14 protein-coding genes and 1 pseudogene are annotated in these 15,142 nt (G+C 72.1%); 7 read left to right on the forward strand and 8 right to left on the reverse strand.

All coding sequences use genetic code 11. The features are described 5' to 3' along the window. The first annotated feature begins 212 nt into the window (after positions 1-212). From OG422_RS11770 to OG422_RS11785, 4 genes are all read left to right on the forward strand, one after another. Complete coding sequence (locus OG422_RS11770) at positions 213-1,190, forward strand: acyl-CoA desaturase (protein WP_405742542.1); 978 nt, start codon at positions 213-215, stop codon at positions 1,188-1,190. Positions 1,191-1,197: 7 nt separating this feature from the next. Next, entirely contained in the window at positions 1,198-1,890 is a 693-nt protein-coding gene (locus tag OG422_RS11775; protein WP_405742544.1) for a TetR family transcriptional regulator, read from the forward strand. Positions 1,891-1,966: 76 nt separating this feature from the next. Next, on the forward strand, positions 1,967-2,314 hold the full coding sequence (locus OG422_RS11780; protein WP_143941426.1) for a DUF6247 family protein: 348 nt from the start codon (positions 1,967-1,969) through the stop codon (positions 2,312-2,314). Continuing rightward, positions 2,311-2,571, forward strand: coding sequence for a hypothetical protein (locus tag OG422_RS11785; protein ID WP_405742547.1), 261 nt, complete (start codon positions 2,311-2,313; stop codon positions 2,569-2,571). Before OG422_RS11780 ends, OG422_RS11785 begins: the two co-directional genes overlap by 4 nt. A gap of 60 nt (positions 2,572-2,631) precedes the next feature. On the opposite strand, the gene OG422_RS11790 is transcribed toward OG422_RS11785, so the two are convergent. After that, on the reverse strand, positions 2,632-3,447 hold the full coding sequence (locus OG422_RS11790; protein ID WP_143941424.1) for a trans-aconitate 2-methyltransferase: 816 nt from the start codon (positions 3,445-3,447) through the stop codon (positions 2,632-2,634). 193 nt (positions 3,448-3,640) lie between these two features. On the opposite strand from OG422_RS11790, the gene OG422_RS11795 reads away from it, so the two are divergent. Further along, on the forward strand, positions 3,641-4,138 hold the full coding sequence (locus tag OG422_RS11795; RefSeq protein ID WP_143941423.1) for a MarR family winged helix-turn-helix transcriptional regulator: 498 nt from the start codon (positions 3,641-3,643) through the stop codon (positions 4,136-4,138). A 488-nt stretch (positions 4,139-4,626) separates the two neighbouring features. Here OG422_RS11795 and OG422_RS11800 read toward each other — a convergent pair. The 5 genes and pseudogenes from OG422_RS11800 to galT form a co-directional block, all read right to left on the reverse strand. After that, positions 4,627-5,084, reverse strand: a pseudogene (locus OG422_RS11800) (zinc ribbon domain-containing protein); the annotation flags it as partial. Positions 5,085-5,280: 196 nt separating this feature from the next. Beyond that, on the reverse strand, positions 5,281-6,078 hold the full coding sequence (locus tag OG422_RS11805; RefSeq protein WP_405742550.1) for a DNA-binding response regulator: 798 nt from the start codon (positions 6,076-6,078) through the stop codon (positions 5,281-5,283). 336 nt (positions 6,079-6,414) lie between these two features. Beyond that, on the reverse strand, positions 6,415-7,611 hold the full coding sequence (galK, locus tag OG422_RS11810; protein ID WP_405742552.1) for a galactokinase: 1,197 nt from the start codon (positions 7,609-7,611) through the stop codon (positions 6,415-6,417). Continuing rightward, positions 7,611-8,705 carry a UDP-glucose 4-epimerase GalE gene (gene galE, locus OG422_RS11815; RefSeq protein WP_405742554.1) on the reverse strand — a complete coding sequence of 365 codons (1,095 nt, stop codon included), beginning with the start codon at positions 8,703-8,705 and terminating at the stop codon, positions 7,611-7,613. The genes galK and galE overlap by 1 nt, the downstream gene beginning before the upstream one ends. 2 nt (positions 8,706-8,707) lie before the next feature. After that, positions 8,708-9,778, reverse strand: coding sequence for a galactose-1-phosphate uridylyltransferase (gene galT, locus OG422_RS11820; protein ID WP_405742556.1), 1,071 nt, complete (start codon positions 9,776-9,778; stop codon positions 8,708-8,710). Positions 9,779-10,082: 304 nt separating this feature from the next. On the opposite strand from galT, the gene OG422_RS11825 reads away from it, so the two are divergent. After that, complete coding sequence (locus tag OG422_RS11825; protein ID WP_405742558.1) at positions 10,083-11,753, forward strand: sodium:solute symporter family protein; 1,671 nt, start codon at positions 10,083-10,085, stop codon at positions 11,751-11,753. Between the two features lie 18 nt (positions 11,754-11,771). After that, entirely contained in the window at positions 11,772-12,080 is a 309-nt protein-coding gene (locus tag OG422_RS11830) for a hypothetical protein (RefSeq protein WP_405742560.1), read from the forward strand. Positions 12,081-12,149: 69 nt separating this feature from the next. Here the strand turns inward: OG422_RS11830 and OG422_RS11835 are convergent, their stop codons facing one another. After that, positions 12,150-12,842, reverse strand: coding sequence for a response regulator transcription factor (locus OG422_RS11835; RefSeq protein WP_405742562.1), 693 nt, complete (start codon positions 12,840-12,842; stop codon positions 12,150-12,152). 148 nt (positions 12,843-12,990) lie between these two features. Further along, on the reverse strand, positions 12,991-14,787 hold the full coding sequence (locus tag OG422_RS11840; RefSeq protein ID WP_405742564.1) for an ABC-F family ATP-binding cassette domain-containing protein: 1,797 nt from the start codon (positions 14,785-14,787) through the stop codon (positions 12,991-12,993). Between the last annotated feature and the right edge of the window lie 355 nt (positions 14,788-15,142).

The following is a 15,142-nucleotide window of genomic DNA, read 5'->3' on the forward strand; positions in this document are numbered from 1 at the left end:
CCACCGGCTGGGAACCGGCCGTCCGGGCGGGGCCGCAGGTCAGGGGCGGGCGGGGGCGGCGAGGCGGTCGCGGCGGGGCGGGACGGCGGGGCACCCCGCTGGCGGGTACGGGCCTGTCACAGCCTTGTCCGGGGCATCCGCGCTGCCATACTTACGAAACCGTAGGTTACGGTTCCGTAGCCGTGCCCCGAGCCCCCGACGAGGGACACCACATGACCGCTGATCCGCAGACCGTCGAAGAGTCACCCAGACCCGGTACGCCGCTGCCGTCGGCGACGCTGGGCGGTGACAGCAAGGGTTCCGTCGAGCAGATCACACTGCTGCTGTTCATCACGGTGCCGTTCCTGGCGCTGGCCGCGGCGGTGCCGCTGGCGTGGGGGTGGGGGGTGAGCTGGCTGGATCTGGGGTTGCTGGTGGTGATGTATTACGTGGGCTGCCACGGCATCACGATCGGCTTCCACCGGTACTTCACGCACGGCGCGTTCAAGGCGAAGCGGCCGTTGCGGATCGCGCTGGCGATCATGGGGTCGCTGGCGGTGGAGGGGCCGCTGGTGCGCTGGGTGGCGGATCACCGCAGGCACCACAAGTTCTCCGACGCGGAGGGCGACCCGCATTCGCCGTGGCGGTACGGCGAGACGGTCCCGGCGCTGCTGAAGGGCCTGTGGTGGGCGCACATCGGCTGGATGTTCGACGAGGAGCAGACGCCGCAGCACAAGTACGTACCGGATCTGGTCAAGGACCCTGCGCTCCGGGCGGTCTCGCGGCAGTTCGTGCTGTGGACGGCGGTGTCGCTGCTGGTCCCGCCGCTGGTGGGCGGGCTGGTGACGCTGTCGTGGGCGGGTGCGCTGTCGGCGTTCTTCTGGGGTTCGCTGGTCCGGGTGGCGCTGCTGCACCATGTGACGTGGTCGATCAACTCCATCTGCCACGCGGTGGGCAAGCGGCCGTTCAAGTCGCGGGACCGGTCGGGGAACGTGTGGTGGCTGGCGGTCCTGTCGTGCGGTGAGTCGTGGCACAACCTGCACCACGCGGACCCCACCTGCGCGCGTCACGGGGTGCTGCGGGGGCAGCTGGATTCGAGTGCGCGGCTGATCCGCTGGTTCGAGAAGGCGGGCTGGGCGTACGACGTGCGGTGGCCTCATGCGTCCCGCATCGATGCCCGGCGCAAGGGAAAGGCCGCCCAGGCGGCATGATTGTCGGGTGGCGATCGACGGCAGCAGCGTGAGCAACGGCAACAAGGGCAAGTCTTCCTCCTCCGGCGGGGGCGGGAGGAGGCCCCGCCGGGTCCGGATGACGGGCGCGGAGCGCCGTGAGCAACTGCTGGACATCGGCCGCACGCTCTTCGCCGAGCGGGGCTTCGAGGGCACGTCGGTGGAGGAGATCGCCGCGAAGGCGGGCGTCTCCAAGCCGGTGGTGTACGAGCACTTCGGCGGCAAGGAGGGGCTGTACGCGGTGGTCGTCGACCGCGAGATGCGGCAGCTGCTGGACATGGTGACGGGCGCGCTCACCGCCGGTCACCCGCGGGAACTCCTCGAACAGGCGGCGTTCGCGCTGCTCGACTACATCGAGACGTTCACGGACGGTTTCCGCATCCTGGTGCGGGACTCCCCCGTCGCGCAGTCGACGGGCACCTTCGCGTCGCTGATCAGCGATATCGCCACGCAGGTGGAGGACATCCTGGGCCTGGAGTTCAAGGCCCGCGGTTTCGACCCGAAGCTGGCACCGCTGTACGCGCAGGCGCTGGTCGGCATGGTCGCCCTGACCGGCCAGTGGTGGCTGGACGTCCGCAAGCCGAAGAAGGCGGAGGTCGCCGCCCACCTGGTGAACCTCGCCTGGCACGGCCTGGACGGCCTGGAGGCCAAGCCTCGACTGGTGGGGCATCGGAAGAATTGAGGGCCCACGCCGGGGGTTCCGGCGCGGGCGTCGGGTGTCGGTACTGTACGAAGTCCGTACCGCACCGGAGGTCGCCGTGAGCGCTCAGTCCGACAGCCCCTACGGGCCGCTGCTGCCCATGCCCGAACTCACGCCGGATGCGCTGCGGGCGGCGGTCGCCCGTATCGCCCCGAGCCGGATTCCGGCGCTGACCCAGCATCTCTTCGAGGCCACGACGAACGCGCAGCAGACGCAGAGCCTCGCGCCGTTGCGGGCCTTCGTCCATTCATGGGCGGTCTTCGTCGCGATCGAACGCCATCCGGAGCGCGCCGCCCGCCTGCACGAGCTGGAGCGGATCGTGGCCGACGGCGAGCAGGACCCCTCGGACGCCATCGCCGAGATCCGCCGGATCCAGGAGGCGGCGGAGGCGGAGGCCCAGCTGTGACGGAGTGGACCTGGGACTACAACCCGAGCGCCGCATACGTCACCGAAGGGCTGCCGCCCGGCGTCGTGGCCGAGGTCGAGCGGCTGACGACCGAGTTGGCCGCGCTGGGCCCGGAAGCGGCGAAGGTCGGCCGCCCCTTCGACCGGGAAGGCGGCCTCCGGGAATTCGACCTGATGCGCGGACGCGGCTTCCTCAGCTTCCTGGCGGTGCCCCGCCACCGGTGCGTCTACGTCTGCAACGCCACCTGGTACGGCTGACGCGGGCGTCCCTTCGCCGCGGGCGCCCGGGGCGAAGGGGCGTGGCCTGGAGGAAGGCCGCTACCCCCGCCGGGCCACCGCGAAGATGCGGCGGAAGGGGAAGGCCGTGCCGTGGCGGCCCGTCGGGTAGGACTTGCGGAGCAGGTCGCGGTATTGGGCCAGGAATTCCTCGCGGGCGGGCGGGTCGTCGGCGAGGGCGGTGAGGACGGGGCGCAGGGCGGTGCCCTTGACCCAGTCGAGGACGGGGTCCTCGCCCTGGAGGAGCTGGACGTAGGTGGTCTCCCAGACGTCGGTGGTGCAGCCGAGGTCGGTGAGGAGGTCGAGGTAGTCGGCCGGCTGAAGGATGTGGACGTAGCGGTGGCCGTGACCGGCGAGGCGGTCGCGCCACTGGGGGGCGTCGCACAGCTCGCCCAGCAGGGCGTGGCTGGGGGCGGTGAAGTTGCCGGGGACCTGGAAGGCGAAGGTGCCGCCGGGGGTGAGGGCGTCGAGCCAGCGGCCGAAGGACTCGGGATGGTTGGGGACCCACTGGAGGGCCGCGTTGGAGACGATCAGGTCGTAGCGCTCGACGGGGGCCCAGTCGGTGGCGTCGGCGGCGGCGAAGTCGAGGTGGCCGCCGCCGGGGGTGGGTCCGGCGAGGGCGGCGGCCTCGGCGAGCATCTGGGAAGAGCTGTCGAGGCCGGTGATGTGGGCGTCGGGCCAGCGGTCGGCGAGCACGGTGGTGACGTTGCCGGGGCCACAGCCGAGGTCGGCGATACGGGCGGGGCGGCCGCGCGCGGGGAGCTCGGGTATACGGGCGAGGAGGTCGTAAAAGGGGCGGGTGCGATGCGCGGCGTGGCGGAGATACTGCTGCGGGTCCCAGGTGGGTGCGTCAGGCATGGGCGTTAACCCCTCTGCTGGTGCGGCCGGTTCGGGTGGATCGGGGGCCGCGTTCAGGACAAGTCGCCGGAACGACGGGTTCAGGCCGACCTGCCCAGGAGCATGGAAAGTATATCTCGATATCAAGATAGTTGATATCGAGAAGGTACGCGTCAAGAGACTTCATGTCGACAGACCCCTTACACTGATCGTCATGGAGGACGAGGTCGACCGTCTGGTCACAGCATGGCGCCGCGAGCGCCCGGACCTCGACGTGGAACCGCTTGAGGTCCTCAGCCGCGTGAGCAGGCTGGCCCGGCACCTCGACCGGGCCCGTCGCCTCGCCTTCTCCGAGGTGGGGCTGGAGCCCTGGGAGTTCGACGTCCTCACCGCGCTGCGCCGCGCCGGGGCGCCGTACCAGCTCTCCCCCGGTGCACTCCTCACCCAGACCCTCGTGACGTCCGGCACGATGACCAACCGCATCGACCGGCTCGCCAAAAAAGACCTCGTCGAGCGGCTTCCCGACCCCAACGACCGGCGCGGCGTGCTGGTCCGGCTGACCCCTGCGGGCCGGGACAAGGCCGACGCCTCGCTGGCCGGTCTGCTCACCCAGGAACGGGCCATTCTCGCCGAGCTGTCCCGCGAACAGCGCCGCGAACTCGCTGGCCTGCTCCGGCGGTTGACGGGCCCGTTCGACAATATTCCGGGGTAAGGCGGGGGCGTGCCCGGAGGTTGTGGCCGGGCCGCGTGCGTCTTTCAGGCACCCTTCCTGTATGGGCCGGGCTTCGTGAAGCTTTCCTGTATGGGCCGGGCTTCGTGACGCTTTCAGGCGCCCTTCCTGCATGAGCCGGGCTTCTCGCGCAGCCTTCAGGGACCCTTCCTGTATGAGCCAGGCCCTCGCGCAACCTTCAGGAACCCTTCCTGTGCGAGAACTCTCCCTGAACAGCGAGGGCCACGCCGTCGTGCCCCTGGTGGCAGGCGATCGGGCCGCGGATGCTGGCGCGGGCGTCACCGGGTGGGCCGGGCGGCGCCGCAGTCCGCGTCCGTACCGGCGGCCGTGTGTGCGCCGGATCCGACCCTGGAGGGCTGAACGATGGGCATCCGATCCGGCAGCGGCTCCCACCCGGAGCAGCGGCCCGAGCAGGTGTTGCCGAGGACCTGGAGCTGTTGACTTCTCCCCCTCGTGAACGAAGGGGATTCTCACGGCTCGCGCCGTGAGGCTTCCTGCTTCAACGCCGACTGCCCGCCCGGAACGCTCCGCTGAGGTCTCACGCCGGCTCCACAGACTGTCACCGTCAGTCCGACGGCCAGCAGATTCTTCGCCGCGTTCACGTCCCGGTCATGGGTCGCACCGCAGTCACACGTCCAGGTACGGACGCTGAGCGGCATCCTGCCCTGCAAGGCTCCACAGACGGAGCACAGCTTCGAGCTCGGGAACCATCGGTCGGCCGCGACACGAACCAGCGGCCTGCCGCGTCCTGGGAGACGGTCGCCGTGGACGGCGATGCGCCCTCGGGGAGCGGCCTGGACCAGACGATGTCCAGCGGCTCCGTCATCTTTGCGAGAGTCAGCTTGCCGTCGCGGAAGCGGAAGCCGCTGGTGGTGTACTCGGCGGACTTGCGGGACTTCGGTAACCGCGGGGATCTTCTCCTGGGCCCGGGTCGAACCCCGGCCCAGCGTCTGGAACTTCGACTGGTTCGACCGGGTCATGGACACGGGTGCGCCGGACGGCCCGGACGTCGGCCCCCGCTTCTCTGGCCCCGGGGCGTCACAGTGCTCGCCCTTCCCGGAACCGCGGGCCAGGCGGCGGGGGCCCCACGGCGCACCGGAACCGCGTAAGCGACGAGCGCTCCCTCAGCGCACCGGAAGCGCCCCACCTCCCCCTGCCCGCGCCGTCACCGGCGCGGGCTCCGGTTCCGCCGGGCCGATGCCCGCGCGGCGGGCCAGGGCCACCGCAGCGAGGGTGGAGTGGACGTCGAGCTTGCCGAGGACGTTCTGCATGTGGGTGCGGACGGTGTGCGGGGAGAGGAAGAGGCGCTCGGCGACGGCCTTGCGGCCCATGCCCGCCACCATGCAGCGCAGCACCTCGCGTTCGCGGGGCGTCAGGGTCTCGACGAGCCGTTCGCTCTCCGTACGGTGACGGCGGGCGGCGGTCAGCTCCCGTAGGACGCCGGTCAGCAGGGCGGGCGGCAGATGCGTTTCCTCGCGGAGCACCCCGCGGATCACGGCCAGCAGCCGGGAGAGTGAGCAGTCCTTGGCGACCCAGCCCTGGGCGCCTGCCTGGAGGGCGGCGGCCGCGCGGCGCGGGTCGTCGCGTTCGGCGAGGACGACGGTGCGCACCTCCGGGTGGGTGGCGCGGACCGCGGAGACCAGCGCGATGCCGTCGCGGGGCGGGCGCGCCGCGCCGCCCTGGCCCCGCGACGGCTGGGCGGGGACGGTGGCGAGCGTCGGCGCCGCGGCGGTGAGGTCGGCATCGGCCAGCAGGACATCGACGGGGCGGCCCTCGGCGGCGGCGCGTTCGAGGGCGTGCAGCGCGGCATGGGCACCGCCCGCCGTCGCCACACAGACGTCCGCCTCGGCGGCGAGCGCCGCGGCCAGCGATTCGGCGAAGATGCGGTGGCCGTCGGCCACCAGTACCCGGATGCGTTGCACGTGGACCCCCTGTCGTGGGGAACGGACCCTAGCGGGCACCTGGCCCGGGGTGAAGATCGCCGTACGCGCACGGCTGCTGCCGTGGCCCCCGTGGTCGCCGCCCGGCGCGCGCGGTATGGCGCCGGTCGGGTGCCGCTCCCCCTGCTGAGCACCGGCCCCCACCGGCGCGCATCTCAGGATACGGACGGGGGCGGCGGGCAGCGGCCCTTTGCCGAAAGTCCCGGCGCGCGCGGCCGCGGCGCGCTCCCTCGCCCGCGCCGGTGCGTACCGACGGGATGGTGCACCGGGTTGACGCGCCCGCCCCGGCGCCCGCCCCGGCGCGCGCCCGGCGGTGCGTCAGGCGGAGCGGTGTGCGCCGGGCCCGGGGCGGGCGGTGAAGACGCGCGGGGCGGCGTGCCCGGCGGCGGTGAACGCCGCGTGGACGGCCTCGGTGATCTCCCGCGCCGCCCCGTCCTCGACGAGGGCGATCGCCGAGCCGCCGAAGCCGCCGCCGGTCATCCGGGCGCCGAGCGCACCGGCGGCCAGCGCGGTGTCGACGGCGAGGTCGAGTTCGGCGCAGGAGACGGCGAAGTCGTCGCGGAGCGAGGCGTGCCCGGCGGTCAGCAGCGGGCCGACGGCGCGCGGCTCCCCGGCGTCCAGCCGGGCGATGACCTCCTGGACCCGCTGGTTCTCGGTGACGATGTGCCGCACCAGGGGTTGCACATCGGGGAGTTCCGCCAACTCGGCCAGAGCATCCGGTAGTTGAGCGTGGGCGATATCGCGCAGGGCGGGGACGCCGAGGTGGCGGGCGGCGCGTTCGCAGCCCGCGCGGCGCTCGGCGTACGCGCCGTCGGCCAGGGCGTGGCGGACGCGGGTGTCGACGACGAGCAGCCGCAGGCCGTGGCCGGTGAGGTCGAAGGGGACCTGGCGGGCGGTGAGGTCGCGGGTGTCGAGGAGGAGGGCGTGGCCGGTGGTGCAGCGGGCGGCAGCCGTCTGGTCCATGATCCCGCAGGGCACGCCGACGAAGGCGTTCTCGGCGCGCTGCGCCAGACGGGCCAGCTCCCGCCGGTCGAGCCCGAGCCCGTACAGCCCGTCGAGGGCGAGGGCGGTGGCGACCTCCAGGGCGGCGGACGAGGAGAGTCCGGCGCCGGTGGGCACCGTGCTGTCGACGTGCAGGTCGACGCCGCCGACGGGCAGTCCGGCCTCGCGCATCGCCCACACCACACCCGCCGGGTACGCGGCCCAGCCCAGGTCCCGGCCGGGCTCCAGGGCGTCGGCCGGGACCTCGACGACGCCGCCGGGGACGTCGCCGGAGTGCAGCCGCAGCGCCCCGTCGGTGCGAGGCGCCACGGCGGCGAGGGTGGTGTCGGTCAGGGCGAAGGGCAGCACGAAGCCGTCGTTGTAGTCGGTGTGTTCACCGATCAGGTTGACCCGGCCGGGCGCCGCCCAGACGCCGGTGGGGCCGGCACCGTACACGGCGCGGAACGCCGCGTCGGTGCGGGCCGCGCCGTGCGGCAGGCCGGTCGGCGGGGCGGCGGCTTCGTGCGCGGGCATCAGGACTCCTTCGTCCGGGCGGTGCGGCGGGCGAACTCCCAGGCGTCCGCGATGATTCCGGCGAGGTCGGCGCGGGTGGGGCGCCAGCCGAGGCGGTCGGCGGCGGTCCGCGCGGAGGCGACGAGGACGGCCGGGTCGCCGGGGCGGCGTTCCACGAGGATCTCGGGGATCGGGTGGCCGGTGACCTTGCGGGCGGTGTCGATGACCTCGCGGACGGAGAAGCCGTTGCCGTTGCCGAGGTTACAGATGAGGTGTTCGCCGGGGCGGACGTGGGGTCGGGCGTCCAGGGCCTCGCCCTCGGGCGCCGCGCCGTCCGGAGCCGGACGGGCCGCTTCCGAAGCCGCCGGGGCCGTCCCGAGTGTCGCCTCCAGCGCCCGCAGATGGGCCTCGGCGAGGTCGGCGACGTGAATGTAGTCGCGGACGCAGGTGCCGTCGGGGGTCGGGTAGTCGTCGCCGTAGACGGAGATCGTCTCGCGGCGGCCCTGGGCGACCTGGAGGACGAGCGGGATGAGGTGCGACTCGGGGTCGTGACGCTCACCGCAGTCGCCGTACGCCCCGGCCACGTTGAAGTACCGCAGCGAGACGGCGGCCAGGCCGTGGGCGGCCGCCTCGCCGCCGATGAGGTGGTCGACGGCGAGCTTGCTCGCGCCGTACGGGCTGGTCGGCGCGGTGGCGGCGGCCTCGGTGATCGGAGTGACGGCCGGCTCGCCGTAGGTGGCGGCGGTCGAGGAGAAGACGAGCGCACGCACGCCCGCGCCGCGCATCGCGTCGAGGAGGTCCATGGTGCCGCCGACGTTGTTGCGCCAGTACTTCGCCGGGTCCGCGACGGACTCGCCGACCTGCGAGAACGCGGCGAAGTGCAGCACGGCGTCGTACGAGGAGTCGAGGTACCGGGCGGCGTCCTGGACGCGGCCCTCAAGGAAGCGGGCACCGGCGGGGACGCCCTCGCGGTGGCCGGTCGAGAGGTCGTCGAGGACGGTGACGTCGTGCCCGGCTTCGAGCAGATGGGCGGCGACGACGCTGCCGACATAGCCGGCACCGCCGGTGACCAGGCACTTCGCTCGGGTGGTCGGCTTCTGGGGCGGCACGCTCACACTCACTTGGTCGCTACCTCTCGCAGTCGCTGGGCCGCGGCTTCCGGCGGCACATCGTTGATGAACACGTTCATGCCGGATTCGGAACCCGCGAGAAACTTCAGCTTTCCGGCGGTACGGCGAATGGTGAAGAGCTCCAGATGGAGCGCGAACTCCGCGCGGTCGGGGGCGTGCACCGGCGCCTGGTGCCAGGCGGCGATGTACGGCGTGCGGGCCGCGGCGTCCGCGTCCGGTCCCTGGCCGTCGCCCTCGCCGAAGATCCGGTCGAACCGGCGCAACAGTTCCAGATAGACCTGTGGGAACTCTGTGCGCGCCGCGTCGTCGAGCGCGGTCAGGTCGGGGACCCGGCGGCGCGGGTAGAGGTGGACCTCGTACGGCCAGTGGGCGGCGTACGGGACGAAGGCGGTCCAGTGGTCGGTGTCGAGGACGATGCGGGTGCCGTCGGCGCGTTCGCGGGCGACGGTCTCGTCGAAGAGGTTGACGCCGGTGGCCTCGCGGTGTGCGGCGAGCGAGGCGAGCATGCGGGCGGTGCGCGGGGTGGTGAAGGGGTACGCGTAGATCTGGCCGTGCGGGTGGCCGAGGGTGACGCCGATCTCGGCGCCGCGGTTCTCGAAGCAGAAGACCTGGGCGACCTGCGGGAGGCGCTGGAGGGCGGCGGTGCGGTCGGTCCAGGCGGCGAGGACGAGGGCGGCCTGTTCCTCGGTGAGGTCGGCGAAGGACGCGTCGTGGTCGGGGGTGAAGCAGACGACCTCGCAGCGTCCGCTGTCCCCGGCGAGGGAGGGGAAGCGGTTCTCGAAGACGGCGACGTCGTAGTCGGCGGCGGGGATCTCGGACGGCTGCCCCTCGCGCGAGGGGCAGAGCGGGCAGGCGTCGGCCGGGGGGAGGTAGGTGCGGTCCTGGCGGTGCGAGGCGATGGCGACGTGGTCGCCGAGCAGCGGGTCGCGGCGGATCTCGGAGGCGGTGGCGACCTGTGGGAGGGGGCGGCGGTCGGGGGCGGCGCGGTCGACGTCGTCGCGGGAGTCGTAGTAGATGAGCTCCCGGCCGTCGGCCAGCCGGGTCGTCGTCTTCTTCACGGGGGGCTCCTCCGCCTGCCACTCGGTCGCTGCCGCAACCTCGACCGAACACAAAAACAAACACAATGAAGCACAACCAAACAGGGCAGTCAACACGGGGGTGAGGTGCGGACCCCGGGCGCCGGATGCGCTTCAGATCGGGCATTACCCCACAAAAGCATCGCACCCCCGCCCCTTGCCCAAACTGAAACGAACATAAGTGTTCAGTTTCCGGAATCTCGGGCGTAGCTTTTTGTGCGTTCCACGTGAGCACAACGACGTGTCCTCCTGGGGGTCTCCCCCAGCCCCCGGAAATGAGTGCCCCATGATCACCTTGGCCGAAGGGCTCAGGCTCCCCACCAACGGGCTCGACTACGCGATCCTGGCCCTCTACTTCGCCGTCGTTCTCGGCATCGGTATCGCCGCCCGGCGCAGCGTCCGCACGAGCCTGGACTTCTTCCTCTCCGGCCGGTCGCTGCCCGCCTGGGTCACCGGTCTCGCGTTCGTCGCCGCCAACCTCGGCGCCACCGAAATCCTCGGCATGGCCGCCAACGGTGCGCAGTACGGCGCCTACACCGTCCACTGGTACTGGATCGGCGCCATCCCCGCGATGGTCTTCCTGGGCCTGGTGATGATGCCGTTCTACTACGGCTCCAAGGTCCGCTCGGTGCCCGAATTCCTGCTGCACCGCTTCGGCCCGTCCTCGCATCTGCTGTCGTCGGTGATCTTCGCCGTGTCGTCGGTGCTGATCGCGGGCGTCAACCTCTACGCGATGGCGATCGTGCTCCAGGCACTGCTCGGCTGGCCGCAGTGGGTGGCGATCGTCGTCGCCGGGTTCTTCGTCCTGGCGTACATCACCATCGGCGGGCTCTCCTCGGCGATCTACAACGAGGTGCTGCAGTTCTTCGTCATCCTCGCCGCGCTGATCCCGCTGACGATCGTCGGGCTCAAGCGCGTCGGCGGCTGGGACGGGCTGACCGACTCGCTGACCGCCTCGCACGGCGACGCGTTCCTCACCGCCTGGAAGGGCACCGGCATCGGCGAGGCCAACCCGCTGGGCGCCAACTGGCTGACCCTCGTCCTGGGTCTCGGCTTCGTGATGAGCTTCGGCTACTGGACGACCAACTTCGCCGAGGTGCAGCGCGCGCTGTCCGCGAAGAACCTCTCCGCCGCCAGGCGCACCCCGCTGATCGCCGCGTTCCCCAAGATCTTCATCCCGCTGGTCGTGGTCGTCCCCGGGCTGATAGCCCTGGTCATGGAGCCGACGCTCGGCAAGACCAAGGACGGGCTCCAGTACAACGACGCCATTCCGGTGCTGATGCGCGATCTGCTGCCCAACGGTGTCCTCGGTATCGCGGTGACCGGTCTGCTCGCCGCGTTCATGGCCGGTATGGCCGCCAACGTCTCGTCGTTCAACACCGTCTTCACCAACGACATCTGGGGCGCGTACCTGAAGAAGGGCCGCGAGGACGGCTACTACCTCAAGACCGGGCGGGTGGTCACCGCCGTCGGTGTGCTGATCGGCATGGGCACCGCGTTCATCGCCTCGTCCTTCAGCAACATCATGAACTACCTCCAGACGCTGTTCTCCTTCTTCAACGTCCCGCTGTTCGTCGTCTTCATCATCGGGATGTTCTGGAAGCGCACCAGCGCCGCCGCCGGGTTCTGGGGCCTGCTGTCCGGCACCGCCGCCGCGATGGTCAACTACTTCGGGCTCTACAAGCAGGGCGTCATCGCCATCCCGTCCGAGCAGGGCGCCAACTTCGTCTCGTCGATCGTCGCGTTCGTCGTCGGCGCGGTGGTGATGGTCCTCGTCACCCTCGTCACCAAGCCGAAACCGGCCGCATCGCTCGCCGGGCTCGTCTACGGCACCAGGTCGCCGGGCATGGCGGAGCTGCCCGCCGACGGTGACGACGCGTGGTACCGCAAGCCCGCCCTGCTGGGCTGGGGCGCGGTCGTCCTCGCCGCCCTCTGCTACGTCCCCTTCTCCTTCTGAGCCGGCCGGGAGCCCACCATGTCCGATCACCAGCACGACGTTGCCGCCCTCGAACACGAATCGGCGACCGCCGCCCGGCTCTTCGACGTCCGGCGCATCATCGGCGGACTGTTCGCCGTCTACGGCGTGATCGTCACCGTCGCCGGATTCACCGCCTCCGACGCGGATCTGAAGAAGGCCCAGGGGATCAACATCAACCTCTGGACCGGCCTGGGCATGTTCGCCCTCGGGGTGTTCTTCCTGGTCTGGCTGAAGCTGCGGCCCACCGTGCCGCCGACCGCCGAGGAGCTGGGCGCCCAGGAGCCGGAGGACACTCCGGCACCCTGATCCGACGGGCCCGGGCCCTCGCTGCGTACGCGGGTCCGGGCCCTGTCCACGCCACGGGTCCGGGCCCCGCTACGGCCGCGGGTCCGGGCCCTCCGCCGCCTCCGCGGCCCGCTCCAGCAACCCGGTGCGGGCCGCCAGCGCCGCCGCCTCCAGCCGCGAGCCGACCTCCAGCTTCATCAGCACCCGCTGCACATGGGTGCGCGCGGTGGACGGCGCGGTGCCCATACCCGCCGCGATCTGCCGGGTGCCCTCGCCGTCGGCGACCCGCATCAGCACCTCGACCTCGCGCGGGGTGAGCAGCGCCAGCAGCCGCGCCCCCTCGTCGTCCGGCTCCGCCGCCGGGTGCAGCAGCTCCTCGCACACCTGCTGGAGGAGGAGCGGCGCGACGGCCACCTCGCCCGCCCGCGCCTTGAGCATCGCCCGCTCCACGCCCTCGATGCGCTCGTCGTGCCGGACGTAGCCGGAGGCGCCCGCGGCGAACGCGGCGGCGATGCCCCGCGGCGACGGCACCGGGCCCAGCACCACCACCGCGATGCCCGGCCGCTCCCGCTTGATCCGCACCACCGGGTCGAACACCCCGGGCTCGGCGGGCACCGCCGTCCCCAGCAGGCAGACCTCCGGCGCCCGGCTCACCACCAGATCCGCGGCCCCGGCGCACGGCGCGGCCGCGGCCAGCACCCGGTGCCCCCGCAGTTTCAGGGCCGAGGCCAGCGCCTCGGCCAGCAGACGGTGATCGTCGACCACCATGAGCCGTACGCCCATCCCGCGGCCCTCCTCCCGGCGCGCGGGGCCCCCGCCGGGCCCGCCGTGCACGGGAAGCTACACGCTCACCGCGCCGGGCGCGCCCCGTCCGGCCGGACTCGGCCGGATTGCCGGGGCCCGGGGAGGCGCGCCGTCCGGGCCGGGCCCGTCAGGCGTCCTCGGCCAGCTCCAGCCAGTTCATCTCCAACTCCTCGCGGCGGCCTGCCAGTTCGCGCAGTTCGGCGTCGAGGCCGGCGACCTTCTCGAAGTCGGTGGCGTGCTCGGCGATCCGCTCGTGGAGCTTCTTCTCCTGGTCGCCGATCTTGTCCAACTGCCGTTCGATCCGCTGGAGTTCCTTCTGCGCCGCGCGGTTGACCGCCGCCGGCTTCTTCGGCGCCTCGGCCTGCGCGGGCGCCGGGGCCGCCGCCTCGGCCATCTCCTGGCGCCGCTCGATGTACTCGTCGAGACCGCGCGGCAGCATCCGCAGCCGGAAGTCTCCGAGCAGCGCGAAGACCCGGTCGGTGGTGCGCTCGACGAAGTACCGGTCGTGGCTGATGACGATCATCGAGCCGGGCCAGCCGTCGAGCACGTCCTCCAGCTGCGTCAGCGTCTCGATGTCCAGGTCGTTGGTGGGCTCGTCGAGGAAGAGGACGTTGGGTTCGTCCATCAGCAGCCGCAGGATCTGGAGGCGGCGCCGCTCACCGCCGGAGAGATCCCCGACCGGCGTCCACTGCTTCTCCTTGGTGAAGCCGAACTTCTCGCACAGCTGCCCCGCGGTCATCTCCCGGCCCTTGCCGAGGTCGACGCGCTCACGGACCGCCTGCACCGCCTCCAGCACCCGCCACGCCGGGTTCAGCTCGGCGACCTCCTGCGAGAGGTACGCCAGCTTCACGGTCTTGCCGACGACGACCTTGCCGCCGACCGGCTGCACCTCGCCCTGCGTACGCGCCGCCTCGGCGAGCGCCCGCAGCAGCGAGGTCTTGCCCGCGCCGTTGACGCCGACCAGACCGATCCGGTCGCCGGGGCCCAGCTGCCAGGTCAGGTGCTTGAGCAGCACCTTCGGCCCGGCCTGGACGGTCACGTCCTCCAGCTCGAAGACGGTCCTGCCCAGCCGGGAGCTGGCGAACTTCATCAGCTCGGCACTGTCCCGCGGCGGCGGTACGTCCGCGATCAGCTCGTTGGCCGCCTCGATGCGGAACCGCGGCTTGCTGGTGCGCGCCGGGGCGCCGCGCCGCAGCCAGGCCAGCTCCTTGCGCATCAGGTTCTGCCGCTTGGTCTCCTCCGTCGCCGCGATGCGCTCCCGCTCGGCCCGCGCGAAGACGTAGTCGCTGTAGCCGCCCTCGTACTCGTGGACCGCGCCGCGCTGCACGTCCCACATACGGGTGCAGACCTGGTCGAGGAACCAGCGGTCGTGGGTGACGCAGACCAGCGCGGAGCGGCGGGCGCGCAGATGGCGGGCGAGCCAGGAGATGCCCTCGACGTCGAGGTGGTTGGTGGGCTCGTCGAGGACGATGAGGTCCTGCTCGGCGATGAGCAGCTTCGCCAGGGCGATACGGCGGCGCTCACCACCGGAGAGCGGGCCGATGACGGTGTCCAGGCCCTGCCCGAAGCCCGGCAGGTCCAGGCCGCCGAAGAGACCGGTCAGCACGTCGCGGATCTTGGCGTTGCCCGCCCACTCGTGGTCCGCGAGATCGCCGATGACCTCATGGCGGACGGTGGCCGTCGGGTCCAGCGAATCGTGCTGGGTGAGCACGCCCAGGCGCAGGTCACCGGCGTGGGTGACGCGGCCGTCGTCCGCGCCCTCCAGCTTGGCGAGGATCCGGATCAGGGTGGTCTTGCCGTCACCGTTACGCCCGACGACGCCGATCCGGTCCCCCTCGTTGACGCCGAGCGAGACACCGTCGAGGAGGGCACGCGTCCCGTAGACCTTGCCGACGGCTTCCAGATTGACGAGGTTGCTGGCCATTGCTCTCCCTGCTGACGGCCCGCGCGGCTCCGGTACGGCGCACGCTCCCTGGGCCCTTCCAGGATCCCATGGCGGAGTCGGGGGCCGGGGCGCTGCCCCGGTCCCCCGGAGGGAGGGCGAGGGGTGCGGGCGGCCTCAGCCGCGCCCGCCGCCACCGGACGACCACGCGTTGAGTGTCCTCACGGCCTCCTCCAGCTCCCGGCGCCTGGCGCCCTGATCCACGGGACGCTGCCGCTCCTGCGCCGCGGGTACGTACGGCCGGACGAGGCGGTTGCCCTCGCCTCCCAGGGGGAGCAGGCCGGGCGGCACCCGGGGGACGCATACGAGGCGTCGCCTCGGCGTAACCGCCGGTGGC

The sequence above is a fragment of the Streptomyces sp. NBC_01525 genome, assembly GCF_045040405.1.
GTDB classification, from domain to species: Bacteria; Actinomycetota; Actinomycetes; order Streptomycetales; family Streptomycetaceae; genus Streptomyces; species Streptomyces benahoarensis.